This is a genomic window from Streptomyces sp. NPDC029122 (assembly GCF_055569445.1).
Window position 1 is genome coordinate 185,072 of the sequence record NZ_JBVHWK010000001.1, and the last position, 25,764, is coordinate 210,835.

General features: G+C 74.0%; 24 protein-coding genes. 16 read left to right on the top strand and 8 right to left on the bottom strand.

The window, feature by feature from the left end; genetic code table 11:
• Window positions 1-504 (top strand): GNAT family N-acetyltransferase, encoded by a 504-nt coding sequence (locus ACZ4WZ_RS00755; protein WP_467883753.1) that lies wholly within the window; start codon window positions 1-3, stop codon window positions 502-504.
• Between the two features lie 5 nt (window positions 505-509).
• On the opposite strand, the gene ACZ4WZ_RS00760 is transcribed toward ACZ4WZ_RS00755, so the two are convergent.
• The gene (locus ACZ4WZ_RS00760; RefSeq protein ID WP_467883754.1) at window positions 510-1,082 is read right to left on the bottom strand and encodes a helix-turn-helix domain-containing protein; all 573 of its coding nucleotides are present in this window, start codon (window positions 1,080-1,082) and stop codon (window positions 510-512) included.
• A gap of 184 nt (window positions 1,083-1,266) precedes the next feature.
• Between ACZ4WZ_RS00760 and ACZ4WZ_RS00765 the strand changes: the two genes are divergently transcribed.
• From ACZ4WZ_RS00765 to ACZ4WZ_RS00780, 4 genes are all read left to right on the top strand, one after another.
• On the top strand, window positions 1,267-2,049 hold the full coding sequence (locus ACZ4WZ_RS00765; protein WP_467883755.1) for an ABC transporter permease: 783 nt from the start codon (window positions 1,267-1,269) through the stop codon (window positions 2,047-2,049).
• The gene (locus ACZ4WZ_RS00770) at window positions 2,046-2,762 is read left to right on the top strand and encodes an ABC transporter ATP-binding protein (RefSeq protein WP_467883756.1); all 717 of its coding nucleotides are present in this window, start codon (window positions 2,046-2,048) and stop codon (window positions 2,760-2,762) included. The genes ACZ4WZ_RS00765 and ACZ4WZ_RS00770 overlap by 4 nt, the downstream gene beginning before the upstream one ends.
• 186 nt (window positions 2,763-2,948) lie before the next feature.
• The gene (locus ACZ4WZ_RS00775) at window positions 2,949-3,956 is read left to right on the top strand and encodes an ABC transporter substrate-binding protein (RefSeq protein WP_467883757.1); all 1,008 of its coding nucleotides are present in this window, start codon (window positions 2,949-2,951) and stop codon (window positions 3,954-3,956) included.
• A gap of 25 nt (window positions 3,957-3,981) precedes the next feature.
• Window positions 3,982-5,091, top strand: coding sequence for an aryl-sulfate sulfotransferase (locus tag ACZ4WZ_RS00780; protein ID WP_467883758.1), 1,110 nt, complete (start codon window positions 3,982-3,984; stop codon window positions 5,089-5,091).
• 56 nt (window positions 5,092-5,147) lie between these two features.
• Here the strand turns inward: ACZ4WZ_RS00780 and ACZ4WZ_RS00785 are convergent, their stop codons facing one another.
• The 6 genes from ACZ4WZ_RS00785 to ACZ4WZ_RS00810 all read right to left on the bottom strand — a co-directional run bounded on the left by ACZ4WZ_RS00785 (window position 5,148) and on the right by ACZ4WZ_RS00810 (window position 12,663).
• A complete protein-coding gene (locus ACZ4WZ_RS00785) occupies window positions 5,148-5,537 on the bottom strand; it encodes a hypothetical protein (RefSeq protein WP_467883759.1) in 390 nt (129 codons plus the stop codon).
• A gap of 343 nt (window positions 5,538-5,880) precedes the next feature.
• Complete coding sequence (locus ACZ4WZ_RS00790; RefSeq protein WP_388937556.1) at window positions 5,881-6,798, bottom strand: MurR/RpiR family transcriptional regulator; 918 nt, start codon at window positions 6,796-6,798, stop codon at window positions 5,881-5,883.
• A 109-nt stretch (window positions 6,799-6,907) separates the two neighbouring features.
• Window positions 6,908-7,720, bottom strand: coding sequence for a hypothetical protein (locus ACZ4WZ_RS00795; RefSeq protein WP_467883760.1), 813 nt, complete (start codon window positions 7,718-7,720; stop codon window positions 6,908-6,910).
• Complete coding sequence (locus ACZ4WZ_RS00800) at window positions 7,720-8,994, bottom strand: VWA domain-containing protein (protein ID WP_467883761.1); 1,275 nt, start codon at window positions 8,992-8,994, stop codon at window positions 7,720-7,722. The genes ACZ4WZ_RS00795 and ACZ4WZ_RS00800 overlap by 1 nt, the downstream gene beginning before the upstream one ends.
• A gap of 110 nt (window positions 8,995-9,104) precedes the next feature.
• Window positions 9,105-10,298: a cytochrome P450 family protein gene (locus ACZ4WZ_RS00805; protein WP_467883762.1), complete on the bottom strand. Its 1,194-nt coding sequence runs from the start codon at window positions 10,296-10,298 to the stop codon at window positions 9,105-9,107.
• Between the two features lie 103 nt (window positions 10,299-10,401).
• Entirely contained in the window at window positions 10,402-12,663 is a 2,262-nt protein-coding gene (locus ACZ4WZ_RS00810) for a HelD family protein (RefSeq protein WP_467883763.1), read from the bottom strand.
• 320 nt (window positions 12,664-12,983) lie between these two features.
• Here ACZ4WZ_RS00810 and ACZ4WZ_RS00815 point away from each other — a divergent pair, with 320 nt between their 5' ends.
• The gene (locus ACZ4WZ_RS00815) at window positions 12,984-14,807 is read left to right on the top strand and encodes a glyoxal oxidase (RefSeq protein WP_467883764.1); all 1,824 of its coding nucleotides are present in this window, start codon (window positions 12,984-12,986) and stop codon (window positions 14,805-14,807) included.
• Window positions 14,808-14,982: 175 nt separating this feature from the next.
• Window positions 14,983-15,192, top strand: a complete 210-nt coding sequence (locus tag ACZ4WZ_RS00820) for an acyl-CoA carboxylase epsilon subunit (protein WP_467883765.1) — start codon at window positions 14,983-14,985, stop codon at window positions 15,190-15,192.
• Window positions 15,193-15,206: 14 nt separating this feature from the next.
• On the opposite strand, the gene ACZ4WZ_RS00825 is transcribed toward ACZ4WZ_RS00820, so the two are convergent.
• Entirely contained in the window at window positions 15,207-16,838 is a 1,632-nt protein-coding gene (locus ACZ4WZ_RS00825) for an FAD-dependent oxidoreductase (RefSeq protein ID WP_467883766.1), read from the bottom strand.
• Window positions 16,839-17,119: 281 nt separating this feature from the next.
• On the opposite strand from ACZ4WZ_RS00825, the gene ACZ4WZ_RS00830 reads away from it, so the two are divergent.
• From ACZ4WZ_RS00830 to ACZ4WZ_RS00870, 9 genes are all read left to right on the top strand, one after another.
• Complete coding sequence (locus ACZ4WZ_RS00830; RefSeq protein ID WP_467883767.1) at window positions 17,120-18,217, top strand: SchA/CurD-like domain-containing protein; 1,098 nt, start codon at window positions 17,120-17,122, stop codon at window positions 18,215-18,217.
• Window positions 18,218-18,333: 116 nt separating this feature from the next.
• Window positions 18,334-18,780: a cupin domain-containing protein gene (locus tag ACZ4WZ_RS00835; RefSeq protein WP_388937544.1), complete on the top strand. Its 447-nt coding sequence runs from the start codon at window positions 18,334-18,336 to the stop codon at window positions 18,778-18,780.
• Window positions 18,777-20,048 carry a beta-ketoacyl-[acyl-carrier-protein] synthase family protein gene (locus ACZ4WZ_RS00840; protein ID WP_467883768.1) on the top strand — a complete coding sequence of 424 codons (1,272 nt, stop codon included), beginning with the start codon at window positions 18,777-18,779 and terminating at the stop codon, window positions 20,046-20,048. Before ACZ4WZ_RS00835 ends, ACZ4WZ_RS00840 begins: the two co-directional genes overlap by 4 nt.
• Window positions 20,045-21,298, top strand: a complete 1,254-nt coding sequence (locus ACZ4WZ_RS00845; protein ID WP_467883769.1) for a beta-ketoacyl synthase N-terminal-like domain-containing protein — start codon at window positions 20,045-20,047, stop codon at window positions 21,296-21,298. Before ACZ4WZ_RS00840 ends, ACZ4WZ_RS00845 begins: the two co-directional genes overlap by 4 nt.
• A gap of 78 nt (window positions 21,299-21,376) precedes the next feature.
• Window positions 21,377-21,631, top strand: a complete 255-nt coding sequence (locus tag ACZ4WZ_RS00850; RefSeq protein ID WP_388937540.1) for an acyl carrier protein — start codon at window positions 21,377-21,379, stop codon at window positions 21,629-21,631.
• Between the two features lies 1 nt (window position 21,632).
• The gene (locus ACZ4WZ_RS00855; protein ID WP_467883770.1) at window positions 21,633-22,112 is read left to right on the top strand and encodes an SRPBCC family protein; all 480 of its coding nucleotides are present in this window, start codon (window positions 21,633-21,635) and stop codon (window positions 22,110-22,112) included.
• A gap of 54 nt (window positions 22,113-22,166) precedes the next feature.
• A complete protein-coding gene (locus tag ACZ4WZ_RS00860) occupies window positions 22,167-22,499 on the top strand; it encodes a TcmI family type II polyketide cyclase (protein WP_388937537.1) in 333 nt (110 codons plus the stop codon).
• Window positions 22,500-22,881: 382 nt separating this feature from the next.
• On the top strand, window positions 22,882-24,951 hold the full coding sequence (locus tag ACZ4WZ_RS00865) for an RICIN domain-containing protein (RefSeq protein WP_467883771.1): 2,070 nt from the start codon (window positions 22,882-22,884) through the stop codon (window positions 24,949-24,951).
• 132 nt (window positions 24,952-25,083) lie between these two features.
• Window positions 25,084-25,707: a hypothetical protein gene (locus ACZ4WZ_RS00870; protein WP_467883772.1), complete on the top strand. Its 624-nt coding sequence runs from the start codon at window positions 25,084-25,086 to the stop codon at window positions 25,705-25,707.
• The last annotated feature ends 57 nt before the right edge of the window (window positions 25,708-25,764 follow it).

The following is a 25,764-nucleotide window of genomic DNA, read 5'->3' on the forward strand; positions in this document are numbered from 1 at the left end:
ATGGACATCCGACGGCGCGGACCCGACGACCTCGGCGCGTGCGTACGCGCACTCGCCGAGGTCCACCACGGTGACGGCTACCCGGTGGACTGGCCCGAACGGCCTCGGGAGTGGCTTTCGCCGCCCGCGCTGCTCGGCAGCTGGGTCGCGGAACGGGACGGGCGGGTGGCCGGCCACATCGCCCTGTGCCGCGGCGGACCGGGCGATGCGGCACCGGGGCTGTGGAGCCTGCGGACGGGGGTGCCCGCGGAGGGCGCGGCCGTCGTCAGCCGGCTGTTCGTCGCGCCCGGTGCGCGCGGGCACGGGATCGGCGCCCTGCTGATGGCGCGGGCCGTGCGGGAGGCGCGGGATCTCGGGCTGCATCCGGTACTGGACGTGGTGGCCTCCGACACCGCGGCGGTCGCGCTGTACGAACGTCTCGGCTGGAGCCCGCTGGCGGCCGTCGAGCAACGGTGGGGGCCCGGGAGGGTGGTCTCCGTGCGCTGCTACGCGGCCCCCCGGTAGGGGAGTTACGGGTTCGCGACGACGAGCAGGGTACGGGCCGCCGCGCCCCCGCCGGCCAGTACGCAGCGGTGCGGCAGGTCGCCCTGGTGGTGGGCGCTCTGGCCGGCCTTCAGCAGGAGGGGTTCCTCGCCCCGCACTTCGAGGACGACCTCCCCTTCCAGTACGTACAGGAAGTCCTCCCCGGGGTGTTCGAACCACCCGCGCTCGCCCTGACCGGGCTCGAAGTGGTGCTCGTAGGCCTCCATCAGGGCGCTGCGCCCGCCCGGGATGAGCACCTGGGCCACCTGTCCGGCGCCCTCGCTGACGCGGATCACCTGCGGATCGCTCTCGTGGCCGACCGGTCCCGGCCGGCCCGGCGGCCGCAGGAAGGTTCCGGGTGCCACGTCGAGCGCCTCGGCGATCCGGTAGATCGAACTGAGGCTGGGCGTGGCCAGTCCGCGTTCCAGCTGGCTGAGGAAGGGCTGCGAGAGGCCTGACCGGGCGGCCAGCACGGCCATGGAGACCCGGCGGGCCGTGCGGCAGCCGCGGATCGCCCGGCCGACCTCGATGGCTTCCGGTGTGGGTTCGGGTCGGGACACGTTCGTGAACGTACCTCATCGCCTTCGGGGGGCCGGGCGGGCCCGGGAGGTTTCGTACTGCCGCAACACACCGTTCATAAGCCTCGTCAATTATTGACCTCAGTTATGAATGCCAGGTCGGCGATGGCCGACCGGTGCGCGGCTCGACGAAATCCCACGAGATCACGAGATGAGGAGTGCTCACGTGCACCCCACCACCCCCTCCCCGGCGGGCCGGGCCCTCGGCCGGTTCGGCCCGCCGCTCGGCGCGGCCGCCGCCGTGCTCGGACTCTGGGCCCTGCTCGCCCGGTCGGGTGCGGTGGCCCCGGGCCTGCTGCCCACGCCGGCCGGCACCCTCTCCACGCTGGCCGACAGTGCCCGCAGCGGCGTACTGGCCGACGACCTCGCCGCCAGCCTGGCCCGTGCGGGGCAGGGCTTCGCCCTCGGAGCGGTCGGTGGCGGCGCGCTCGGCTTCGCGACGGGGTACCTGCCGCGGCTGTCCGCCGCCGTCACGCCGCTCGTCTCCTTCCTGCGGCCCATCCCCGCCATCGCGCTGGTGCCGCTGGCGACGGCCTGGTTCGGCATCGGCGAGAGCGCCAAACGCCTGCTCATCGCGTACGCCGTGCTCCTCGCGGTCTGGCTGTACGTGCACGACGGGGTCTCGCGGGTGCCGGTCTCGCACCTGCGGGCGGCCCGCTCGCTGGGGGCGCCGCTGCACCGCCGGTTCACCGAGGTGCTGCTGCCCGCCGCCGCACCGGCGCTGCTGGCGGCGCTGCGGTACGGGGCCTCGGTGGCGCTGCTGGCCCTGGTCGCCGCCGAACTGGGCGGCGCCGACAGCGGGCTGGCGTACCGGCTCCAGGTGGACGGCCAGTTCCTGCGGGTGGACCGGATGTTCGCGGGGCTGCTCGTCCTCGGGACGCTGGGCGTGACGGCGGACCTCCTCCTGGCCGCCGCCGGACGCCGCTTCGTGCACTGGGGCGCGTCATGAGCCTCGACGTACGGCTGGAGGGGCTGACGGTGGGCTACGGCGGCGCGCCCGTGCTGGAGCGGACGGACCTGGCGTTCCCGGCGGGGTCGTTCACGGCGCTTCTGGGCCCCAGCGGCTGCGGCAAGTCCACGGTGCTGAACACCGTGGCCGGCTTCGTCCGGCCGGCGGCGGGCCGGGTGACGGCCGGGTCGGTGCCGGTGGAAGGGCCGGGCCCGGACCGGGGCGTGGTCTTCCAGCACTACGCGCTCTTCCCCTGGTGCACGGCCCGGGGCAACGTCGAGTTCGCCCTCAAGCGGCTCGGCCTGCCGCGCCGGGAGCGGCGCGAACGGGCGATGGCCGCGCTGGCGGAGGTCGGCCTCGCGGACGGGGCGCACAAGTACCCGGCGCAGCTGTCCGGCGGGATGCAGCAGCGTGTGGCGCTGGCCAGGGCGCTGGCGGCGCGGCCGGAGGTGCTGCTGATGGACGAGCCGTTCGGGGCGCTGGACGCGCTGACCCGGGCCCGGATGCAGGACCTGCTGCGGGAGCTGTGGCAGCGCAGCGGGACGACCGTGCTGTTCGTGACGCACGACATCGACGAGGCCCTCGCCCTGGCCGGGCGGGTGGTGGTCCTGGGCACCCCTCCGGGGGGAGTCCTGGCCGACCACCCCGTCCCCCCGGGCCCGCCGGATCCGGACCTGCGCGCCCTCATAGCCCGCCACTTGACCGCGGGCTGACCCGGCGGGTCGTACCGGGTCCTCCTGGGCCGCGGCCGGACCCGGGCGGGTTCCGGCCCGTCCGGACGGACCCGGCGCACGGCCCTCCCGACGGGCCGGACCGCCGGAACGGCCGCACCCGGCCCGGAACCGCCCCTTCCCCTCCCTCTGCCCTTCCCCCTGCCCGACTCCGAAAGGACACCGCCCATGCCGCGAACCGGACCCCACGCTGCCGCCGCCGTACTGCTCGCCGCCCTGCTGTCCGTGCTCGCCACGGCCTGCGCGGGCCCACCGGACGGCCACGGCGACGGCGGCGGCCGGCGCGCCGTGACCGTGGCCGCGAGCGACCAGCTCGGCGGTGCGCCGGTGTACCTCGCGCAGGAGCGGGGGCTCTGGTCCGAGGAGGGCCTCGACGCCACCGTGACCACCCTGCCCACCGGGCGGGACGCGCTGAACGCCGTCCTCGGCGGGCAGGCGCAGTTCGGGGTCGTGGGCGACCTGCCCGCCGTCATGGCCGTGCTCGGCGGGCGCGACGTGCGGATCGTCGCCGACCTGTCGCGGTTCTCCGACTGGCGCCTGCTGACCCGTACCGACCGGGGCGTCACCGGCTTCGCCGCGCTGGGGGGCCGCAGGGTCGGGGTGCCGCAGGGCACGAACGTCGAGTACGCGCTGAGCCGGATGCTCGCCTCGGCGGGCCTGACCCCGGCCGACGTGACCGTGGTCAACCTGGCCCCGAACCAGGTCGCGCCGGCCCTCGCCCGCGGTGACGTCGACGCCGGGGTCACCTTCCCCAGCTTCTACGACGCCGCCCGCACCGCCCTGGCCGACCGCTACGCGGAGGTCCCCTTCGCCGGCTACACGGCGCGCACCCTGCTCGTCTCGGGCCCCTCGGCCGACGAGGCGGCGGCCACCGCCGTCCTGCGTACGGTGCTGCGCGCTCAGCGGGCCGCCGAGGCCGATCCGGGCGCCGCGCGGAAGGCCGTCGTCGCCCAGGCCAGGGGCGCGCTCCGGGCCGGTCACGTCGAGACCTTCCACCCCCGCTACGCGTACGGCGCCAGCCTGACCCCCGAGCTGCTGACCCAGCTGGCCGACGAGGCCGCCTGGGCCGTGAGCACCCTGTCCCTGCCGGGCTCCGCCGACCGGCGGACCCTGCGCGAGCGGCTGCACCCCGGCCCCCTCAAGGCGGCCGACCCGGCCGCCGTCACCCTCGACTGACCCACCACGAGAAAGCGGACCCGCCATGACCATCGACCAGAACACCCTGCGCCGCCGCGGCACCGGACTGCGCGCCCACGACCCCGAGCGGAGCTACGGCGGTTACACCCTCTACACCCCGATCACCAGCGAGGGCCGGATCCACCTCGTCGACATCGAGGGCGAGCCCGCCCACACCTGGACCTCCCCGAACCCGCCGGGCCGCCAGGCGCAGCTCCTGCCGAACGGCAACCTCTTCTACGCGGCGAAGGACACCTCGGGCCCGACGCTGTTCCCCATCTGGGACGTCTACCACGGCGGCATCTTCCAGGAGCTGGCCCCCGACTCCACGGTGCTGCGCGAGGCCCGGCACCCCTTCCACCACCACGACGCGTCGGTCCTGCGCAACGGCAACCTGCTCATCAACGCCGTGGAGCCGCTGTCGGCGGCGGACGCCGCCCGGATCCGCGGCGGGATCCCCGGCTCGGAGGCGCCGGGCGAGGTGATCTACGGGGACGTGGTGTACGAACTGGCCTGGGACGGCGAGGTGCTGTGGCGCTGGGCGGCGATCGAGCACCTGGACCCCGAGGAGGTGCCGCTGAACCCGCACTTCGCCCGTGAGCACTGGCCGATGGCCAACACGGTCAACGAACTCGCCGACGGCGGGATCGTGGTGGGCTTCCGCAGCGCGTCGACGACGGTGGCCGTGGACCGCGCCGACGGCTCCGTCCGCTGGCGGATCGGCCCGGACGTGCTGGCGCAGCAGCACCACCCGCACGAGCTGCCGGGCGGCACCCTTCTGGTCTTCGACAACGGGACCTACCGTGACACCACCTCGGTGCCGTACTCCCGGGTGCTGGAGCTCGATCCGGCCACCGGCGGGGAGGTGTGGTCGTACGAGGACAACCCGCCGCAGAACTTCTTCAGTCCGTACATGTCCAGCGCCCAGCGCCTGCCGAACGGGAACACCTTCGTCGCGGAGGGCTCCTTCGGGCGCCTCTTCGAGGTGACGCCGGAGGGGGACGTGGTGTGGGAGTTCGTGGTCCCGGAGTTCGGGTCGTTCAGCCGGGGCACGGGGCTGGAGTCCTCGCGGGGCGCCCAGAACTCGGTCTTCCGCGCCTACCGCCACGGCGCCCACGAGATCCCCTGGCTCTGACCCCCGGACACGGCCGGGCGGCTGTTGCCCGCCGGCCGGCTCCGCCCCGCTCCGGGTCAGCGCCTGCGCCGGCCCGGGGCGGCCGCCAGCAGGAGCGCCTCCGATACGAGGCGGGCCCCCCGCGAGAGGCGGCCGAGCTGTTCGAGCTCGATGGCGTACATCCTGATCGTGTTCTCTATGACCGACTCGGCGATGCCCATCGTCGGCAGCTCGGCCCGGCTGGTGTGCAGGGCGACGCGGACCGCGCGCATCTCGTGCTGGAGCTGGAGCTGCACGTGGCGGGCGAGCAGGGCGTGGTGACGGGTCAGCGTCAGGTAGCTGCCGTAGCGGGCCGGAAGGAGGTCCCGCAGCCAGCGGGTGGCGCTGCGTTCCCAGTCGTGCGTCCCGGGGGCCTTGACCTGGAGGGGCCAGTCCGGGCTGCGCGTGAGGGTGGCCGTCTGGGGCATTCTCGTCACTTCCGAGTGGTGTCGAACTCTGATCGAGACACTGCTGGTGGGCGGCCTCGGCCCAGGGGTTGACCGAGGCCGCCGGGGGCGCTCCTCCGGGGGATCCACAAGCCTTGACGCGGCGTCCGGTCCCGCCGTGAGGAGGTTCGGCGTACCGGGGCCGTTCGAGGCGGACGAGGGGAGCGTCCGCCTTTGGCGTCTGAGGGATCCGGAGCGCCGCCGTCAGTAAACATATATACCGTCGAGTAATCAAGAGTATGAAAAATTTCATGCATGTACGCGGCTGAATATCCCCGGACGGCATGCGGGAGTACTGCGGGTGTACGGCGGGGGCGTTCTGCCCCTACATGAAGAAACCGTGCTGGTCAGCGACCTGCTCGTACTGTTCGAGCCGCGCCTGGGTCCGCTCGGGGTCCGCGTCGGCCATCGCCTGGAGCAGGGCGGCGGAGAGCATCCCGGGGGCCGCGTACGAATCGAACACGAGCCGCGAACCGGTGGCGGCGGTCAGCACCACGTCGGCCGCCTCCACCAGCGGTCCGACGGTCGGATCCGTGATCAGGACGACCTTCAGCCCCGTGCTGCGGGCCGCGCGGAGCGCGGCGAGGGTCTCGTTGGCGTGCCGGGGCATGGCGAAGGCCAGCACCCAGCTCCCGCCGGCCGCCCGGCACTGGAGCAGGGCGTCGTACGCCACGCTGCCGCCCCGGGTCACCAGGCGCACGTCGGGGTGGATGCGGCGGGCCGCGTAGGCGAAGTACTCCGCCAGGGAGGCCGAGATCCGCAGGCCCACCACGGTCAGCGGGACGGAGCGGGCCAGCTCGCGGCCGATGTCCAGCACCTGGTTGGTGTCGGCGAGGAGGCGGCGCACGTTCTCCAGGTTCTCGATCTCGGCGTCGACGGCGGCCTGGAGTTCGTTCCGGCGGATCTGTTCGCGGCTGTCCGGGGTCGCGGCCACCGCCGACAGCGCGATGGGCTGGAGCACGTCGCGCAGGGCCGGGTAGCCGCTGAAGCCGAGGGAGGACGCGAACCGGGTCACGGACGGCTGGCTGACGCCGACGCGCTCCGCGAGCTCGGTGATCGACAGGAAGGCCGCCTCGGTGAGGTGATCGATCAGGTACTGGGCGATCCGCCGCTGGCCCGGCGAGAGGCGGTGGCCGTCGAAGAGCGCGAGGAGCCGCTCGGCCGGCGGTTTCTCCTGCCCGGGCGGGGTCCCGCCGGGCGTGATCGCGGCCGCCTGCGCGCGTGCCTGCTGCCCCGATGACACCGGCGGCCTCCTTCTCACGTCACTCTCCCCCCAACATAGCCCACGCTCCGTGGCCGGATGATCCTCCGGAACGGGAGCCGCCGTACCCCGCGGGGACGGCGGCACCCGGTCACGCCCGGGGCCGGGAGGGGCGGCCGGAGCCGCGGGTGAGGGAGTACCCGTAGACGCCCGCGAGGGCCGCGAGCACCCCGCCGGCGGCCGTCCACAGCCAGCGGTCCGACCACCGGCCGCCGGACCAGCCGCCCTCCGGGGCGCGGGCCTCCCGCTGCCGCTCCGAGGCGCCCGCCGCCCCCGGGACCAGGGGCTCGGCCAGGACCGCGTCCACCGCCCGGGCCCCGCCCGTCTCCTTCACCTCGGCCTCGACCTGCGCCTTCACGGGCAGTCCGAGATCCTCCTCGTGCGCCCCGACGGCCGTGAGGCGGACGTAGTAGCTGCCCGGGAGCGGGTCGTTGGACCAGGCCTCGGCCCCGGAGCGGACGGTGCGCAGGGTACAGGAGAGTTCCACGGAGGCGGCCGCCCTGTCCGCCGTCGCGCTCTGGTGCCCGTACACGCAGGGCTGCCGGCGGCGCAGGCCGTCGTACACGTCGAGCTGCCACGTCTGCGCGCCGTGCCGGGCGGCCGGCTCGGGGAGCGTCACCGAGGCGCGTACGGTGGCCCGTTGGCCGGTGTCGGCGGGGAACGCCCAGTAGAGGTAGTCACCGGTGGACCCGGCGGCCGTGGCCTTCTGCCCGGGCCGGAAGAGCGCCGCGGTGCGGAAGCCCGTCCCGGCCTCGGTCGGCGCACGGCCGTCCTTGCCGGTGCCCCGGCCCGCGCTCGGGGTGGGGCTGGGGGCGGGGCTCGGGGCCGCGGCGGCGGACGCCGCCGGGGCGAGGAGCGCGGCTCCCGCCAGCAGTGCGGCGGTCAGGGCGCGTACGGGACGCATCAGTTGGTCCTCCAGACGGAGACGCGCCAGCGCGAGATCCAGCCCCAGACCAGACCGGCGAGCAGGCCGGTGAGCACCAGCAGGCCGAGCAGCCACCAGCCGCGGCCGAGGCCGAAGGAGGCGACGTCGGAGCCCTCGTCGGGGCCGTCGACCAGGTCGATGGTCAGCTCGACGGGCATGCCGGGGCTGGTCTTGACGGCCGGGCCTGCGGCGAAGGAGTTGCTGACCTGGAGGCAGACCGTCTCCGGGGCCCCGGCGGCGTCCCCGTCGGCTCCGTCGGATTCGGCCTTCGGGTAGCGCAGGCCGGTGGAGATCACGTCGGTACGGCCGTCCCCGGCCTCGGAGCCGCGGACGATCTCCCGCCCGTGGACGGTGGTCGCGCGCAGCAGCACGCCGTAGTCGTTGTTGACGGCCCGGTCGGCACCGATGCTGACCGAGGCGCGCAGCTCCTGGCCGGGGCGTACGTCGACCCGGTACCAGCGGTGCTCGCCGAAGGTCTCGCGGTCACTGTAGAGGCCCGCCTTCAGCAGCGGGGCGCCCTCGCACCGCTTGGCGCCCTCGGTGGCCACCGGAGTGGCCGCCGGGTCGGCGGCCCGGTCGACCAACTGCCGTACGCGGGAGGAGAGTTCGGCGGTGCGGGTCACCGCGGTGTACGTGCCGCCGGTGGCCTCCGCGATGCAGGTGAGCTGGGCGCGGGTCTTGGCGTCGGGGACGAGTCCGAGCGTGTCCACGACGAGGTGGATGCCCTTGGCCGCGATCTCGCGGGCCACCTCGCAGGGGTCGAGCGGGGCGCAGGTGTCCTCCCCGTCGGTGATGAGGACGATCCGGCGGGTGGCGTTGCCGCCTTCCAGGTCCTGGGCGGCGGCCTGGAGGGCCGGTCCGATGGGGGTCCAGCCCGTGGGCGCGAGGGTGGCGACGGCGGTCTTCGCCTCCGTGCGGTTCACCGTGCCGACGGGGTAGAGCTGCTTGGTGTCCTTGCAGCCGAGCGCCCTGTCGTCACCGGGGTAGGTGGCGCCCAGGGTCCTTATGCCGAGGCGGACTTCGTCGGGGACCGCGTCGAGCACCTCGTTGAAGGCCTGCTTGGCGGCGGTCATACGGGACTGGCCGTCGATGTCGGTCGCGCGCATCGAGCCGCTGACGTCGAGCACGAGCTCGACCTTCGGGGGCTCCTTCGCCGGTCCGTCGGCGGCGGCCGCGGTCGGCGGGAGGATTCCCGCGGTCAAGGCGACGAACAGGCCGCAGGCCCCCGCCGCCAGTCGTTTTCTTATGATCATCGCCGGATCGTATTGAGGATCGGGCACCAGTCCAAAACCCGTACCGGCAGCCGGTACGCGCCCCCGCCGGGCGGGCCACCGGTGGTGTACCGCCCGGGGGAGGCGTCCCGCTACCAGCGCACCGGCAGTCGGCTCACCCCGTGCATCAGACTGCCCGGGATCCACTCCTGGGGGCCGCCGGCCGGGTCGGTCTCCAGGCCGGGGAACCGTTCCAGCAGGCCCCGGATCGCGATGCGGCCCTCCATCCGGGCCAGCGGGGCGCCGAGGCAGAAGTGCAGCCCGTGCCCGAAGGCGAGGTGCCCTCCGGGGGCGCGGCGGATGTCGAACACGTCGGGTTCGGTGAAGCGGCCCGGGTCCCGGCCGGCGCCGGACAGCGAGGCGAGCACGACCGACCCGGCGGGGATGACCGCACCGCCGAGCTCCACGTCCTTGACGGCGTAGCGGTAGGTGGAGTTCTGCACGGGGCCGTCGTAGCGGAGCATCTCCTCCACGGCCCCGGCCAGCAGCCCGTCGTAGTCGGCGCGGAGCGCGGCCAGTTGGTCCGGGTGCGCCAGCAGGGCGCGGACGCCGTTGGAGATGAGGGTGACGGTGGTCTCGTGGCCGGCGACGAGCAGCAGGAAGGCCATCCCGATGAGCTCGTCGGGGGAGAGCGAGTCGCCGTCCTCGTCGCGGGTGCGGATCAGTGCGCTGAGCAGGTCGTCGCCGGGGGACTCGGCCTTCTCGGCGACGAGGTCCGCGAGGTAGAGGCTGAGCTGGACGTGCGCGTCGGCGTTCGTGGCTTCCGGGCGGGGCGCGACGATGTCGTTGGACCAGCGGCGGAAGCGTTCCCGGTCGAGGTCCGGGACGCCGAGGAGCTCGCAGATCACCGTCATGGGGAGCGGGAAGGCGAGGGCCTCGATGAGGTCGGCGGAGCGCGCGGGACGGGCGGCCATCGCGTCCAGCAGTTCGTCGGTGATCTGCTGGACGCGGGGGCGCATCGCCTCCACCCGGCGGGCGGTGAACTCCCGGGCCACCAGGCGGCGCAGCCGGGTGTGGCGGGGCGGGTCGGACTCCAGCATGTTGGAGTTGGAGGCGCTGGGCTCGATGTCCGGATACAGCCCGGAACTGCGCCAGTCCTTCAGCAGGTCCGGGTGGGTGAGGGCCTGGCGGGCCTCCTCGTAGCCGACGACGAGCCAGTACGGGTCCTCGTCGGGCATGACGCCGCGGACCCGGTGCACCGGACCGGCGGCGCGCAGTGCCGCGTAGAAGGAGTGGGGGTCGGAGTCGAAGTCGGCGGCCGCGGAACTGATGTCAACTACAGGCATCCGGTCACCCTACGACGGTCAAAGCCCCTTGGAGGGGGGCGGATCCGGCCACTCCGCACCTACAGGGTGGCCGGCCCGTTCCACCGTCGGGGTGGCCGGTCCGTCAGCCGCGCAGCCCTTCGGGGAGACGGCCGGTGTGCACCACCCCGAGGTGCTGGGTGGCGCGGGTGAGCGCGACGTAGAGGTCGCTCGGCGCGAGGTCCGCGGGCTCGGCCAAGATCACCGTGTCGAACTCCAGCCCCTTGGCCTGGCGCGGGTCCAGCAGGACCACCGGCCGGGTGAGGTCCGGCTCCTCCCCCGCCCGTACGCCGGGCAGCGCCTCGGCCAGGGCCGGGTGCAGGGGGCGCGGGGCGATCACCGCGAGCCGGCCCTCGGCCGGGGCCCCGTCGCGGACGGCTCCGGCGACCGCGCCGGCGAGGTCACGGGCCGCCCGCACCCACGGCGGTACGCCGGTGGAGCGCACCGAGCGGGGCGGTTCGAAGCCGGGCCGGTGGGCGCGCATCACTCCGGCGGCCAGCTCCATGATCTCGGCGGGCGTACGGTAGTTGACGCCGAGCCGGACGTGTTCCCAGCGGTCGCCGACGTACGGGTCGAGGATCTGCTTCCAGGAACCGCAGCCGGCCTCGTCTCCGGTCTGCGCCGGGTCGCCGACCAGGGTCATGGAGCGGGTCGGGCAGCGGCGCATCAGCAGCCGCCAGGCCATCTCGGAGAGCTCCTGCGCCTCGTCGACGATGAGGTGCCCGAAGGCCCAGGTGCGGTCGGCGGCGGCGCGTTCGGCGGTGGTGCGGTGGTCCGCCTCCTCCTGCCGTTCGGCCATCCGCTCGGCGTCGATGATGTCGTGGGCGGCGAGGTACTCGTTCTCCATGTCCTCGAACTCGTAGGACTCCGAGCCCTGGGAGAGGTCGAGGACGCCCTGCGCGTAGGCGATGCGCTCCAGCCGGTCGCGTTCGGCGGCGGCCCGCAGGGCGCTGTCGTCGACGCCGAGGAGCTCGGCGGCCTCGTCGAGGAGCGGGACGTCGGCCGGGGTCCAGTCGCCCGAGGTCCGGCGGATCAGGTCGGCGTCCTCCGGGGGGAGGTGGGAGGGGTCGGCGAGGAAGTCGGCGACGAGCCGCTCGGGGGTCAGCCGGGGCCAGAGGGTGTCGATGGCGGCGTGTACCTCCGGGCTGGTGGCGATCTCCTTGCCGAGCTGTGCGACGTCGTCCGGGCCGAGCAGGTTGGGGCCGCCGTAGGGGTCGGCGCCGAGCCGGTCGGCGAGCTGTTCGGTGAGGGCGTCGACGACGGCGAACGCGAAGTAGGGGCGGGCCGGGTTGTGGGGCAGGCCGGTGGCGCGGGCGCGGTCGCGGGCGGCGTGGGCCATGGTCCGGTCGAGCAGGAGGGTGCCGTAGTCGTCGTGGTCGATCTCCAGCGCGGGCTCGGGGACCACGGCGCTGTCCTCCCCGCTGCCGGCGGGTACGTCCTCGGGGAGCGTCTGCCGGTCGGCGACGGCCCGGGCGAGGACGTCGGCCATGACGGCGCGGCCCTTGACGGCGGCGGCGCCGGGCCGGTCGGTGCCGGTGGCGCGCACTCCGGGGTACAGGTCGCCGGGGGAGGCGAGGAGCACGCCGGTCTCGCCGAGGGCGGGCAGCACCTCGCCGATGTAGCCGAGGAAGGCGGGGTTGGGTCCGACGATCAGCACGCCGCGCCGGGCGAGCAGCTCGCGGTGGGCGTAGAGGAGGTAGGCGGCGCGGTGCAGGGCGACGGCGGTCTTTCCGGTGCCGGGGCCGCCCTCCACGACGAGCACGCCCTGGTGCGGTGAGCGGATGATGCGGTCCTGGTCGGCCTGGATGGTCCGCACGATGTCGTGCATGCGGCCGGTGCGGGCGGTGTCGAGGGCGGCGAGCAGCACGGCGTCCGCGTCGGCGCCCTCGTAGCCGGTGCGCTCGGTGTCGGCGAGGTCGAGGATCTCGTCGTGCAGGGCGGTGACCCGCCGCCCCTCGGTGGTGATGTGGCGACGGCGGCGCAGGCCCATCGGGACGTGCCCGGTGGCGAGGTAGAAGGGGCGGGCGACTTCGGCGCGCCAGTCGAGGACGAGCGGGGTGCGCTCGGCGTCGTCCTGTCTGATGCCGATACGGCCGATGTGGTGATCGCGGCCGTCGGAGAACTCGAGCCGGCCGAAACAGAGGCCGTGTTCGGCGGAGTTCAGAGCGGAAAGCAGACCGGACTGCTCGGCCACCAGGACGTCCCTTTCCAGCCGCGCCTGGAAACCGGTACCGCTCTCCCCCAGGGCGCCCTGAACGGCCCGTTCGGCCTGGTCGCGCAGGTCTTCGAGGCGCGCGTAGAGCTCGGTGATGAATTTCTGCTCGCTCTGAAATTCTGTGTTTGACAATTTCGCTCCCAGCGCGATACGATGTCCCCGTAAAGCTTCGCCACGCCCTCCATTCGAGCGAGGGCGTGAAGTATTGAATATACGCGAAAGCCCGCCCTGGACGTCAATTCGTCCGGGGCGTTTTTGTATGCGTACCGGACTGGCCCACCCCCGCGGAGGCGGCGGCCGGCTCGCCGCCGGGCGTCACGGCAGGGGCGTACGGGGGCCGCCGGGGGCACCCGTACGAGGCAGCCGGTTCGCGCCATATGAGGCGATATCCACCTGATCTTTTAGCATGGCGTCCCTCCCGTCCCCCCGGCGGTCGCACACGGAGGAGTCGCATGTCCCGACGAACACACCGGTCCGCTGTCCTCGCCGCCACGCTGGCCACGGCCGTCCTCCTGTCCGGGCCGGCCGCCGCGGCCGCGCCCGCCCACGACCACGCGGACGGCGGCGCCGGGGTCACGGCGGCGGAGGCCGCCCTGATCGGTGAGGAGCACGCACGGGCCCACGCCGAGCGGCGCCGCGCGGTCCGCGGCTCCGACGGCTACCCGCAGGCGACCCGCACCGCGAGCCTGACCGCGCTCACCGCGTCGCAGGCACTGGCCAACAAGGGCCTGCGCCCGGCGGAGCACGGCCGCTTCACGGAGTTCTTCCCCTCCCCCGACTTCGGGGTCCACCTCGCCCAGCTGCCGACGGGCAAGGTGCTGCTCTTCTCCTTCGAACGGGTCGAGGTCGACCCGACCAGGGAGACCGGCCCCACCGACCGGACCGGCCCCACCAACGCGGGCCGCGCCTTCCTGTGGGACCCGGCCAAGGGCACCGGCGCACGGGCGTTCAAGGAGGTCCGGCCGCCGACGGTGCTGATGCCCGACGGTACGTACGCCCCGCGCCCCGCCCCGTTCTTCTGCGCCGGGCACGCGTTCCTGCCCAACGGGATGCTCGCCGTCTTCGGCGGCAACACCGGCGGCAAGGGCGGCAGCGGCGCCAAGCTCTCCTTCGTCTTCGACCCGTGGACCGAGCACTGGTACCGCAACCGCGACATGGCGGTGGGCCGCTGGTACCCGTCGGCCGTCACCGGGGCCGACGGCCGCCAGATCATCATGTCCGGCCAGTCCGAGCGCGGTACGGGCACCCCGACCCCGGTGGTGGAGCGCTTCCCGGCGAAGGGGCTGCCGGTGCCCTGGCGCCCGTTCGACATCCCTCTGGACGTCGCGGCCGACCGGTTCCGGGCGGACGCGCCCTTCCGCAACGACTACCCGCACCTGTTCTCACTGCGGGACGGCATGATCTACGGGCTCGGCCGGGACGCCGACCAGCAGTGGCTCTTCGACCCGGTCAGGGAGACCCGCCGCGACCTGCCCCGGCGCCCCGCGGACTTCCGCGGCTACGGATCCGCCGTGCCCCTCCCGGCGGGCCTGCGCGGCCCGGACTCCGTGCTCGTGCTCGGCGGGGACCCGCACGACCCCAACACCTACCGGCTGGCGGGCGGCCGGTGGACCACGGAGGAGCCCCGGGCCTTCGGGCGCACCCAGGACGACACCCTGATCCTGCCGGACGCGACCCTGCTGACCGTCAACGGAGCCCTGAGCACCCGCGACTACGGGTACGGCCCCTTCAACCCGAAGGCCGACCTCAAGTACCGGCGGACCGAGCTGCGCGACGCCGCCGGCCACTGGCGGCTCGGACCGGCCCAGCGGCTCCCCCGGGGCTACCACTCCAACGCCCTGGTGATGCCCGACGGGCGGGTCATGGTGACCGGGGACGAGCTCCAGCAGATCGCCAACGACCCCGACATCCGCGACGCGATGGACGGCAGCATCGAGATCTACGAGCCCGCCTACCTCCACCGGGGCGGCCCCCGGCCGGCCCTGGACCGGGCGCCCCGGGGCGAGCTCGCCCACGGCGCCGCCTTCGAGGTGCGCAGCTCCACCGCGGCCGCCGTCCGGCGGGCCGTACTCCTGGCGCCGACCACCGTCACCCACGCGGTGAACACCAGCCAGCGGCACCTGGAACTGCCGCTCACCGCGGTGCGCGGCGACCGCATCACCCTGCGGACCCCGCCGACGCCGGCGGACGCCCCGCCCGGGTACTACATGCTGTTCCTGCTCGACGCGCGCGGGGTGCCCAGTACCGCCAAGTGGGTGAAGCTGGGCCTGCGGTAGTCCGGCGGCGGGGCCCCCTCGCGCGCCGCTCGCGGGCGTGTCCCCCGAATGGGTGCGGACCGGGCTCCCCCGCACGACACGCCGCCGGGGGGCTCGTAGCGTCGTCAGCACCCGGTCCACCGGCCCGAGAGGGCCCGACCGGGGCAGGGGGGTCTCCCGACGAGAGGCCGTACCGATGGGAAGCGACGTCTCCATATCCAGCCTGCTCCGGATCCACCGGGGCACCGCCCGGCCCGAGGAACTCGCCGCCATCACGGTGGTGGTCGCCTGCCTCGCCGGCCGGGCCGCGCGGGCCGGCGCCCGGCCGGTGCGTGCCGCGCACCACCGCCCGCCGCCGCGGCCCGGGGGCCACGGGTGCTGGGCGGGGTGCTGGGCCTGCCGCTGAGCGGGCCCCGCCCTTCAGGAGCGGCGCAGCAGCCGGGTCATGGCGTCGGCGAGCTCCGCCCGCGGGTCCGCCGGGGTCCCCTCGCACCGCCAGGCCACGAAGCCGTCGGGGCGCACGAGGACGGCGCCGTCGGCGGGCAGTTCGTGGAGCCGCGCCCAGTCGGTGCCCTCCGCCTCGACCAGGTCGGCGTCCGGCGCGGAGCCGACCGTGTAGGCGTCCAGGTGCGCGCCCAGTTCCCGGGCGACCTGCCTGGCGGCCTCCTGCCAGGGTGTGCCCGGGCTGCTCAGCAGCACGAACGACGTCTCGTACAGGTCCAGCGCGGAGATCCGCTCGCCGGCCCGGGTCAGCCACATGTGCGGTGCCCGGGTGCCGACGTCGCCCTTGAGGCGCATCTCCTCGGGGATGACCGGCCGCGCCGGGTCGCCGCCGATGACGGCGCCGCTCGGGTAGCAGTAGCCCATGGCCGTGGTGAGGACCCCGCTGCCGGGCCCGCCGCCCATGGTGGGCGGCGGCACGTACCCGGGGTGGCTGTGCTCGGCCGAGCGGGCGGAGGCCCGCTCGCTGGTGGCCCGGGCGACGGGGAGCCGCTCCTCCTCGTAGCTGTCGAGCAGGCGGGGGCCGGCCGAGCCGTTCAGCACCGCCGCGATCTTCCAGGCGAGGTTGTGCGCGTCCTGGATGCCGGTGTTGGAGCCGAACGCCCCGGTCGGGGACATCTCGTGGGCCGCGTCGCCCACCACGAAGACCCGGCCGACCGAGTACTGCTCGGCGACCCGCTCGGCGGCGTGCCAGGGGGCCTTGCCGCCGATCTCCACGTCGAGGTCGGGCAGGCCGATGGCCTCGCGGATCTGCGCGATGCAGCGTTCCTCGGTGAAGTCCTCCAGCGTCTCGCCCGTCTCGGGGTGCCAGGGCGCGTGGAAGACCCACTGGGTCTCGTTGTCGACGGGCAGCAGCGCCCCGTCCGCACCCGGCCTCATCAGGTAGCAGACGATGAAGCGCAGGTCGCCCAGGGCCTCGGCGAGGCGCTCCGAGCGGAAGACGATGCTCACGTTGTGGAAGAGCTCGCCGTTGCCGGTCTGGCGGATTCCGAGCGCCTCCCGGACGGGGCTGCGCGGGCCGTCCGCGGCGATCAGGAAGTCGGCGCGGACGGTGAGGTGCTCGCCGGTCTCCCGGTTCTTGACCAGGGCGTTCACCCCGGTGGCGTCCTGGTCGAAGCTCATCAGTTCGGTGGCGAAGCGTACGTCGGCGCCCTGGGCGCGGCTCTGCGCGGCCAGGACCGGCTCGATGTTGTTCTGGCTGCACAGGCACCAGCCGGTCGGGCTGAAACGGGCGAGGGCCCCGGAGGGGTCGACCGCCTTGATGAGCCACTTGTGCTCGCCGCCGATGAGGGCATGCGTCTGCAGGATGCCCTGATTGGCCTCGAGCGCGGAGGCCTCCTTGCGGATGGCGGGCTCGACGCCCGCCGTCCGGAACAGTTCCATCGTCCGGGCGTTGATGCCCCGTCCGCGCGGGTGGACGGAGGTCCCGGCGTGCTTCTCGACCACCATGTGCCTGATGCCGTGGCGGCTCAGGAACAGCGAGGCGGAGAGGCCTACGAGGGAACCGCCCACGACGAGGACCGGTACGCGGACATCGGCATGTTCTTCCATCGGCTGCGGGCTCCTGTTTCGTGTGGGGGGCAGTGGACGCCTTATGCCCCCGATCAGGGTTCTTGCCTTGGCGAGTCGCGTCTTGTCACCCGCTTGATCCGGAGATGTCGCGATCCGTACCCGGCCGGATGACGATGAGCGACAGCGGCGGACCCACTTGGGCCACACCGTCCGCCGTCCCCGACCGCGCGGCCCCCCGGGACCCGCGCCCCGGCGGTTGCCGCCGGCGAAGCACCGAGCCGCGTACACGCCGGTCCAGGCCCTCACGAAGGAGTGAGCAGATGACAACCACCCTGTCCGAACGGGTGTCGCAGTCCGCGTTCGACGGCTCCATGCTGCGGGTCGTCCTGCTGATGGACCTCCACGAGGGTGCCCAGCAGCGGTTCTTCGACGCCTACGAGCAGTTGCGGCACGACATCGCGTCGGTGCCCGGCCACCTCGGCGACCAGCTCTGCCAGTCCTTCGCGAACCCCTCGCAGTGGCTGATCACGAGCGAGTGGGAGAGCGCGCCGCAGTACCTCGCGTGGGTGAACAGCGAGGAGCACGCCGAGCAGGTCCGGCCGCTGGGCGCCTGCGCCCGCTCGATGCGGCCGCTGACCTTCACCGTGCTGCGCGAGACCGGCAAGCGGTACGAGGCGCCCGAGCGCGCCGCCGGCGGCCGGCTGCAGGGCGCGCCCCGGCTGGGCGAGGGCATCGTCCGGCACGCGCTGACCTTCACGGTGAAGCCGGGCAGCGAGGCGGAGGTCGCCGAGATCCTCTCCTCGTACTCCTCCCCGGCCGCCCGGGTCGACGACCACACCCGGCTCTGCCGGACCTCGCTGTTCATGCACGGCAACCGGGTGGTGCGTGCCGTGGAGGTGCAGGGCGACCTCACCGCGGCCCTGCGGCACGTGTCGGAGCAGCCTGAGGTGCGGGCCGTCGAGCACGCCATCAACCCGTACCTGGAGCAGCACCGGGACCTGTCCGATCCGGAGTCGGCGCGGATGTTCTTCATGCGCGCGGCCCTGCCGGCCGTCCACCACGTGGCCGCGCACGGACCGCAGCCCGACCGGGTGACGCGGCACGCGCTGTTCTACCCGGCGAAGGCGGGCTGCGGCCCCCTCGTCGCCCGCTTCCTGGCCCGCCAGGACGAGACGGCGGCGAGGATCCCCACCTCCCCCGTGCTGAGCAGCAGCATCTTCCAGCGCGACGACGTGGTGGTGCGCCTCCTCGACGTGAAGGGCCCGGCCGACGCCCGCTTCGCGGCCGGCTTCGGCCTCGAGGGACCCCGCAAGGCGGCGGTGCTGGACCGCCTGCTGGCCGGGGCGCCCGGTACCGCTCCGGCCGGCCCCCACCCCATGGACCTGATCACCGACCGCCGGGCTCCCGCGCAGTCCTGATCCGTACGGGGCCGCCCCGGGCCACGGCCCGGACCCGGCCCCCCGGCCCCGCTCCCCGTCACGACCCGGCAGCCCGCGCGCACGCCAAGGCTCCGATCCGCCAGGAGGAAGTCAGCATGACCAGACATCAGCCGCGCATCGTCGACCTCAGCGAGACCCAGCCCAACCGCAGGCGCGGAGGGGATCTGCGCGCCGTGCTCACCCCGACCTCCGTGGGCTCGACCAGCGGCTTCATGGGCCTGGCGGTGATGGCCCCCGGCGAGTCGATCGCCGAGCACTACCATCCGTACTCCGAGGAGTTCGTGTACGTGGTCGCCGGGACGCTCGAGGTCGACCTCGACGGCGAGACCCACCCGCTGCGCACCGACCAGGGGCTGCTGGTCCCGCTGAACGTGCGCCACCGGTTCCGCAACGTCGGCGGTACCGAGGCCCGGATGGTCTTCCACCTCGGCCCCCTCGCCCCGCGCCCGGAGCTCGGGCACGTGGACACCGAGGAGGCCCCGAACCCGGACGCCACCGCCTGGGCCGAGCGTCCGCCGGAGCGCTCCGGGGTGGTCTCGTGACGCGCCGGCGGGTGGCCGTCACCGGGGTGGGCGTGGTGGCCCCGGGCGGCATCGGGACCGCCGCCTTCTGGGACCTGCTGTCCAACGGCCGTACGGCGACTCGGGGCATCAGCCTTTTCGACCCGTCCGGGTTCCGCTCCCGGATAGCCGCCGAGGTCGACTTCGACCCCCGTGAGCACGGCCTCACCGAGGACGAGGCGGCCCGGGCCGACCGCTACATCCAGTTCGCCCTGGTCGCCGCCCGCGAGGCGATGGCCGACGCCGGGCTGGAGCTCGACGGCGAACGCGCCTGGCGTACGGGCGTCTCCCTGGGCACGGCGGTCGGCGGTACCACCCGGCTGGAGCACGACTACGTCGCGGTGAGCCAGCAGGGGGCGTGGTGGGACGTGGACCACCGCCTCTCCTCGCCCTTCCTGCACCGCGCGTTCACCCCCGCGACCCTCGCCTCGGCGGTGGCGGAGCAGACGGGGGCGCGCGGTCCCGTACAGACGGTCTCGACCGGCTGCACGTCCGGGCTCGACGCCGTCGGGTACGCCGTGCACTCCATCCAGGAGGGCCGGATGGACGTGTGCGTGGCCGGCGCGTCCGACTCCCCCGTGTCCCCCATCACCGTGGCCTGCTTCGACGCCATCAAGGCGACCTCCGCGAACAACGACGACCCGGCGCACGCCTCCCGGCCCTTCGACGCCGACCGGGACGGTTTCGTCCTCGGCGAGGGCGGCGCGGTCCTGGTCCTGGAGGAGCTGGAGCACGCCCGGGCCCGCGGGGCCCGCGTCTACTGCGAGATCGGCGGCTACGCCACCTTCGGCAACGCCCACCACATGACCGGGCTGACCACCGAGGGCCTGGAGATGGCCCGGGCGATATCGACCGCCCTGGCGCAGGCCCGGATCGACGCGCGGGACATCGACTACGTCAACGCGCACGGCTCCGGCACCAAGCAGAACGACCGCCACGAGACGGCGGCGGTCAAGCGGGTGCTCGGCGACCACGCCTACGACACGCCGATGACCTCCATCAAGTCCATGGTGGGGCACTCCCTGGGCGCCATCGGGGCGATCGAGCTCGCGGCCTGCGTCCTGGCCATGACGCACCAGGTGGTGCCGCCGACCGCGAACTACGAGACGCCCGACCCCGAATGCGACCTGGACTACGTGCCGCGCACCGCCCGCGACCACACCATGCGCAGCGTGCTGTCCGTCGGCAGCGGCTTCGGCGGATTCCAGTCCGCCGTGGTCATGACCCAGCCCAAGGAGGTACGCACGTGAACAGACCCACCGCCGGCAAGCCGGCGGCCGTCACGGGCATCGGGGTCGTCGCACCCAACGGGATCGGCGCCGCCGCCTTCTGGAAGGCGGTCCAGGCGGGCGAGAGCGTCCTGGACCGGGTGACCCGGCAGGGTTGCGAGCACCTTCCGGTGCGTGTCGCCGGCGAGGTACGGGGCTTCGAGCCCGGGGCGCTGGTCGAGGACCGCTTCCTCGTCCAGACGGACCGCTTCAGCCACTACGCGCTGGCGGCGGCGGACCTGGCGCTGGAGCACGCCCGGCTGGGCCGGGCGGACTACGAGGACGATCCGTACGCGGTCGGCGTCGTCACCGCGGCCGGTTCGGGCGGCGGCGAGTTCGGGCAGCGCGAGCTCCAGCGGCTGTGGGGGCAGGGCCCCCGCTACGTCGGCCCGTACCAGTCGATCGCCTGGTTCTACGCGGCCAGCACCGGCCAGATCTCCATCCGGCGCGGGTTCAAGGGCCCGTGCGGGGTGGTCGCGAGCGACGAGGCGGGCGGGCTGGACGCCTTCGCGCACGCCGCCCGGGCGATCCGCCAGGGGAGCCGGGCGATGCTGGTCGGCGCGACGGAGGCGCCGCTCGCGCCGTACTCGGTGGTCTGCCAGCTCGGGTACGAGGGGCTCAGCACCGCGGAGGACCCGGCGCGCGCCTACCGGCCCTTCACCGCGAAGGCCTGCGGGTTCGTCCCGGCGGAGGGCGGCGCGATGTTCACCGTCGAGGACGCGGAGGCGGCCGAGCGGCGGGGTGCGCCGGTGCGGGCCCTGCTGGCCGGGCACGCCGCCACCTTCACCGGGCCGGGACGGCCGGAGGAGTCGGGAGCGGGTCTGGCCCGTGCCGTCCGCGGCGCCCTGCGGGAGGCGGGTCTGGCCCCCGAGGAGGTGGACGTGGTCTTCGCCGACGCCCTGGGCACGCCCGAGGCGGACGCGGCGGAGGCGCGGGCGATCCGGGAGGCGCTGGGCGCGTACGGCGCGAAGGTGCCGGTGACCGCTCCCAAGACCGGTACCGGGCGGGCGTACTGCGCGGCCGGCACCCTCGACGCCGCCGCCGCCGTGCTGGCTCTGGAGCACGGCGTCATCCCGCCCACCCCGAACGTCTTCGACGTCTGCCACGACCTCGACGTGGTCACGGGCAGCGCCCGTGTCGCCCCCCTGCGGACCGCGCTCGTCCTGAGCCGGGGCCGGATGGGGTCGAACGCGGCACTCGTCCTCCGCAAGGGGCCCGGATCCGCAGCGTAGGGACCGGTACCCCGTTCGTCAGGGCCGGGCGCGGTCAAGGGCCCGGCCCCCGGAAGCAGGAAAGAGAGAGAAGGCACCATGTCCGACCAACTGACCATGGAAGAGCTGGCGGCGCTCATGAAGAGCGCCGGCATCACCGTCGACCCCTCGGAGCTGGCGAGCCGCCCGGACTCCCGGTTCGACGACTACGGCCTGGACTCGCTCGGTCTGCTCGGCATCGTCGGTGAGCTGGAGAACCGGCGGGGCCGCGCGCTGCCCCCGGACGCGGACCGCTGCAAGAGCCCGCGCGAGTTCGTCGACCTCGTCAACAACAGCCTCATGACCGGAGCCTGACATGCCTGGACACACCGACAACGAGATCGTGGTCAAAGCGCCCGTCGACGTCGTGTGGGACGTGACGAACGACCTGCCGAACTGGCCGAAGCTGTTCAGCGAGTACGCCTCGGTCGAGATCCTCGAGAAGGCGGGCGACACCACCCGGTTCCGGCTCGCCATGCACCCGGACGAGAACGGCGTGGTGTGGAGCTGGGTGTCGGAGCGGACGGTGGACCGCGCGGGCCTCACGGTGAAGGCCCGCCGGGTGGAGACCGGTCCTTTCGCGCACATGGACATCCACTGGGAGTACGGCGAGGTGCCGGGCGGCACCCGCATGCGCTGGGTCCAGGACTTCGCGATGAAGCCGGACGCGCCGATCGACGACGTGGGGATGACCGACCGCATCAACCTCAACTCCCGGATCCAGATGGAACTCATCCGGGACAAGATCGAGCAGCGGGAGCGGAGCGGCCGCAAGCCCGTCGCCGGCCGTCGCTGAGACCTCCCGCCCCCTCCCTCCTCAGTCCCGTCCAGTCGAAAGGCACACCTCCCGATGCACCAAGCCCTCATCGTGGCCCGTATGGCGCCCGGTTCGGCGCCCGACATCGCCGGCCTGTTCGCCGCCTCGGACGCGGGTGAGCTGCCCCACCTGGTCGGGGTCCGCCGCCGCAGTCTCTTCCAGTTCGGGGACGTGTACATGCACCTGATCGAGGCCGACCGGGACCCCGGTCCGGCCATCGCCCAGGTCACCGGGCACCCGGAGTTCCGCGACCTGAGCGAGCGGCTCTCGGCCTTCGTCAGCCCGCACGACCCGAAGACGTGGCGGAGCCCGAAGGACGCGATGGCCCAGCGGTTCTACCTCTGGGAGCGGGACGCCGCCCGGTAGTCGTACGGGTGCCCAAGCCGGCGCCGCACCCTCCGGGCGGCCTGGGCACCCACGACCCACGCGCATCGGGCGCGTCCGCTTCACGGCTCGTGACGGGGGGAATTCGGCAGGTAGTTTTTACATGAATAGCTGACTGAATTCCCGTCAACAAGGTTCCGCCTCATATCTCGATTTGATAACAAGAACGCCGAAAAGGCCTGGACCTTTGACGGGCGACGCGCGTAACTCTCTTGTTTTAAAAGCGAATTGACGGTTCATCAAATCCTGCCTCCAGGTAACGGATAGATTTCTCGGGCCGTTCTCCCGTTTGTCCGAATTCCACGAGCCGTCCATCTGGCAAGCTTCCGCGCACCCACTCTCCTGACCAGGACTTGAGGTGCGCATGACAGCACGATCCACCGGCCGCCGGCGCAGGCCCGGCCACCGGCGCAAACCCAGGAAGCTGATACTCCTGACCGCCGCCCTCGCATCGGCGGCGGTCCTCGCGGGAGGCATCGCCTACTCCGGCATCGGCGGCGACGCCGAGGCGACCACCACCGCACTGGCGGAGGCACCCGCCGCCGTCGCCGAACCGGCCGCCGCACCGGCCCGGGACGCGGAACCGGCCCCCCTCGCGAAGGCGCCCGCGAACGAGGACAGCCGCGGCATGGTCTACGACGGGCTGGAGACGGCCCCGAAGGGCGACCGCTGCGTCGGCGTCTACCGCACGACGGCGGGCCTGTGCACCCACGGGCCGGACGCTCCCCCCGGGGGCGTCGACATCAAGCGGGACGTGGAGCCCGTGGTCCGTACGAAGGCCCCGGCGGCCGACCCCGCCTCCCCGGCCCACGCCGACCCGGCCGCCACCGAGAACGGCGGGCGTCCTCAGGACGCGCCCGCCGCCGACGCCCGCGGCGCCGCCCCGAGCGCCAAGGCCCCGGCCCCGCCGGCCTCCGGCGGCCAGGCCGTCGCCGCCGGGCCGGCCGGGCAGACCGTCCAGTGCGACGGGGACGGCAGCACCGGCAACCGCGTCCAGGTCGTGTACGTACACGGCCCCGGCCGCGACCGGTACGCCGAGTACGTGGCCTCGTTCCGCAAGTGGGCGGCCGACGCCGACCTCATCTACGCGGCGAGCGCCAAGGAGACCGGCGGCGTCCGGCACATCCGCTACGTGACGGCCGCCGACTGCACCCCCTCGGTGCTCAACATCGAGCTCCCGGACTCCGCGCTCCGGGAGTTCAGCGCCACCAACAACGCGCTGGCGGCCAAGGGACTGGACCGCCGCGACCGCAAGTACATGATCTTCGCGGACTCCCAGGTCTACTGCGGCATCGGCACCTTCAACGGCGACGAGCGGCCCGGCCAGAACAACCTGAGCAACTTCGGCCCCTCCTACGGGCGTACGGACTCGGGCTGCTGGGGCGGCCACACCGCCGCCCACGAACTCGGCCACAACCTGGGCGCGGTCAACAACAGCGCGCCCAACACCAGCCGGGGCGCGCACTGCACGGACGAGTTCGACGTCATGTGCTACTCCGACACCCCGTACTACCCGAAGATGCGCGACGTGTGCCGCAACCAGGCCGCCGAGAACATCCTGGACTGCAACCACGACGACTACTTCCACACCAGCCCGAAGCCGGGCAGCTACCTGGCCACCCACTGGAACATCGCCGACAACCAGTTCCTGATGCGCTCCGCGGGCGGTGGCGGCGGCACCACCCCGGACCCGAACCCTTCGCCCACCGCGAAGCCGAGCCCGTCGCCCACCAAGAAGCCCTCGGGCGCCCCGGCGGTGACGGCGGGCCAGATCCAGTCCGACTCGGTGGTGCTGAGCTGGCCGAAGGCCGAGGGCGCGGTCTGGTACCAGGTCCTGCTGAACGACAAGCACCTGACCTGGGTCCAGTCCACCTCGCTGCGCGTCTACAACCTCAAGCCCGGTACCGCGTACACGGCCGCCGTGTCGGTCCGCGACGGCTCCGGCCGTGACAGCGGCCCCGGCAAGGCCGCGTCCTTCCGCACGGCCGGCGCGGGCGGCGGCGCCACCACCCCGGGCACCCGCTACGTGCTCGGCAACGGCAGCAGCGGCATGGCCGCCGAGCTGTGGGGCGGCCGGACCGCCGACGGAACCGTCCTCGTCGCGAACCGGACCAACGGCTACGCGCAGCAGCAGTGGTACTTCGACGACGCGGGCGGCGGGACGGTGCGCATCCGGTCCGCGGCCTCCGGCAAGTGCCTCCAGCCGGGCGGCGCTCCCGCCGCGGGCATGTGGGTCGTGCAGCAGGCCTGCGGGAACTCCGCCGCCCAGCAGTGGCGGCTGACCTCCCGCGACGGCGCGGTGACCATCACCGACCCGAGCGGCGGCTTCGCCCTCACGGTCAGCAACCGGCCCTACTACGGGACCTGGCTGCTCGACCTCCAGCGCGCGGACGGCCGTCCGGCGCAGGTCTGGGCGGCCCGCAAGGCCGGCTGACCGGCCCCAGGCCGGCGGGCGGCCGTACTCCCCTACGGCCGCCCGCCCCTCGCCCTCCCCTCCGAGGAACCCGCCTCCCGCGGGGCCCTCGTCCCCTCGCCCGTCACTCCCCTCACCTGGAGCACCGCGCCGATGCGCCGACACCTCCCGACCCCCGCCGCCGCCCTGGCCTTCGCCGTACTGGCCCTCCCCCTGCTGTACCTCGCGCTGGCCGTGGGCACGGCCGGACCCGCCCGCGCGCACGGCGACACCATGAAGGTGGTCATCACCGGTCAGCGGGACGGCCGTGTCACCTCCGACGTCACCTGGGAGAACGACGGGGACGCCGTCGATGAGGCCGTGGCCGCCACCGTGAACGCCGTCAGCGCCGACGGGAGCCGGACGGCGGGCCCTTGGCGGCTGGTGCGCGACGCGGGCCGGGCCGCGGGGTGGATCACGGCCGAGGCGCTGCCGCCCGGCACGTGGACGGTGACCGTCGACGCGGGCTTCCCCGCGCTCGGGCACGCGCGGCAGGAGGTCGCGGTGCCCGTGGTGGACCCGGCCCCGTCGCCGCCGGCCGTCCCCGCCCCGGCCCCTTCGGCCCCCTCCGTGCCGACCGCCCCCTCCGCCCCCTCCGCACCTTCCGCCTCCCCCTCCCCGGCACCGGTGCCCGCGCCGTCCGGTGGCTCCGGCGGCTGGTGGACCACCGCCGGGGTGGCCGGGATCGCCCTCGCCGGCGCGGCCGCCGGGATCCTGCTGCGCCGCTCCCGCCGCTGACGGAGTGTCGTCGGCCGGACCGGGCGGCGGGCGAGCATGGTGGTCCCCGAAGCGCTC

Coding starts and splice junctions, on each gene's coding strand:
- ACZ4WZ_RS00785 (WP_467883759.1), bottom strand. CDS start 5,537: ATGCCCCAGACGGCCACCCTCACGCGCAGCCCGGACTGGCCCCTCCAG.
- ACZ4WZ_RS00770 (WP_467883756.1), top strand. CDS start 2,046: ATGAGCCTCGACGTACGGCTGGAGGGGCTGACGGTGGGCTACGGCGGC.
- ACZ4WZ_RS00825 (WP_467883766.1), bottom strand. CDS start 16,838: ATGGAAGAACATGCCGATGTCCGCGTACCGGTCCTCGTCGTGGGCGGT.
- ACZ4WZ_RS00820 (WP_467883765.1), top strand. CDS start 14,983: ATGGGAAGCGACGTCTCCATATCCAGCCTGCTCCGGATCCACCGGGGC.
- ACZ4WZ_RS00870 (WP_467883772.1), top strand. CDS start 25,084: ATGCGCCGACACCTCCCGACCCCCGCCGCCGCCCTGGCCTTCGCCGTA.
- ACZ4WZ_RS00800 (WP_467883761.1), bottom strand. CDS start 8,994: ATGATCATAAGAAAACGACTGGCGGCGGGGGCCTGCGGCCTGTTCGTC.
- ACZ4WZ_RS00795 (WP_467883760.1), bottom strand. CDS start 7,720: ATGCGTCCCGTACGCGCCCTGACCGCCGCACTGCTGGCGGGAGCCGCG.
- ACZ4WZ_RS00830 (WP_467883767.1), top strand. CDS start 17,120: ATGACAACCACCCTGTCCGAACGGGTGTCGCAGTCCGCGTTCGACGGC.
- ACZ4WZ_RS00755 (WP_467883753.1), top strand. CDS start 1: ATGGACATCCGACGGCGCGGACCCGACGACCTCGGCGCGTGCGTACGC.
- ACZ4WZ_RS00860 (WP_388937537.1), top strand. CDS start 22,167: ATGCACCAAGCCCTCATCGTGGCCCGTATGGCGCCCGGTTCGGCGCCC.
- ACZ4WZ_RS00865 (WP_467883771.1), top strand. CDS start 22,882: ATGACAGCACGATCCACCGGCCGCCGGCGCAGGCCCGGCCACCGGCGC.
- ACZ4WZ_RS00805 (WP_467883762.1), bottom strand. CDS start 10,298: ATGCCTGTAGTTGACATCAGTTCCGCGGCCGCCGACTTCGACTCCGAC.
- ACZ4WZ_RS00780 (WP_467883758.1), top strand. CDS start 3,982: ATGACCATCGACCAGAACACCCTGCGCCGCCGCGGCACCGGACTGCGC.
- ACZ4WZ_RS00850 (WP_388937540.1), top strand. CDS start 21,377: ATGTCCGACCAACTGACCATGGAAGAGCTGGCGGCGCTCATGAAGAGC.
- ACZ4WZ_RS00775 (WP_467883757.1), top strand. CDS start 2,949: ATGCCGCGAACCGGACCCCACGCTGCCGCCGCCGTACTGCTCGCCGCC.
- ACZ4WZ_RS00855 (WP_467883770.1), top strand. CDS start 21,633: ATGCCTGGACACACCGACAACGAGATCGTGGTCAAAGCGCCCGTCGAC.
- ACZ4WZ_RS00815 (WP_467883764.1), top strand. CDS start 12,984: ATGTCCCGACGAACACACCGGTCCGCTGTCCTCGCCGCCACGCTGGCC.
- ACZ4WZ_RS00835 (WP_388937544.1), top strand. CDS start 18,334: ATGACCAGACATCAGCCGCGCATCGTCGACCTCAGCGAGACCCAGCCC.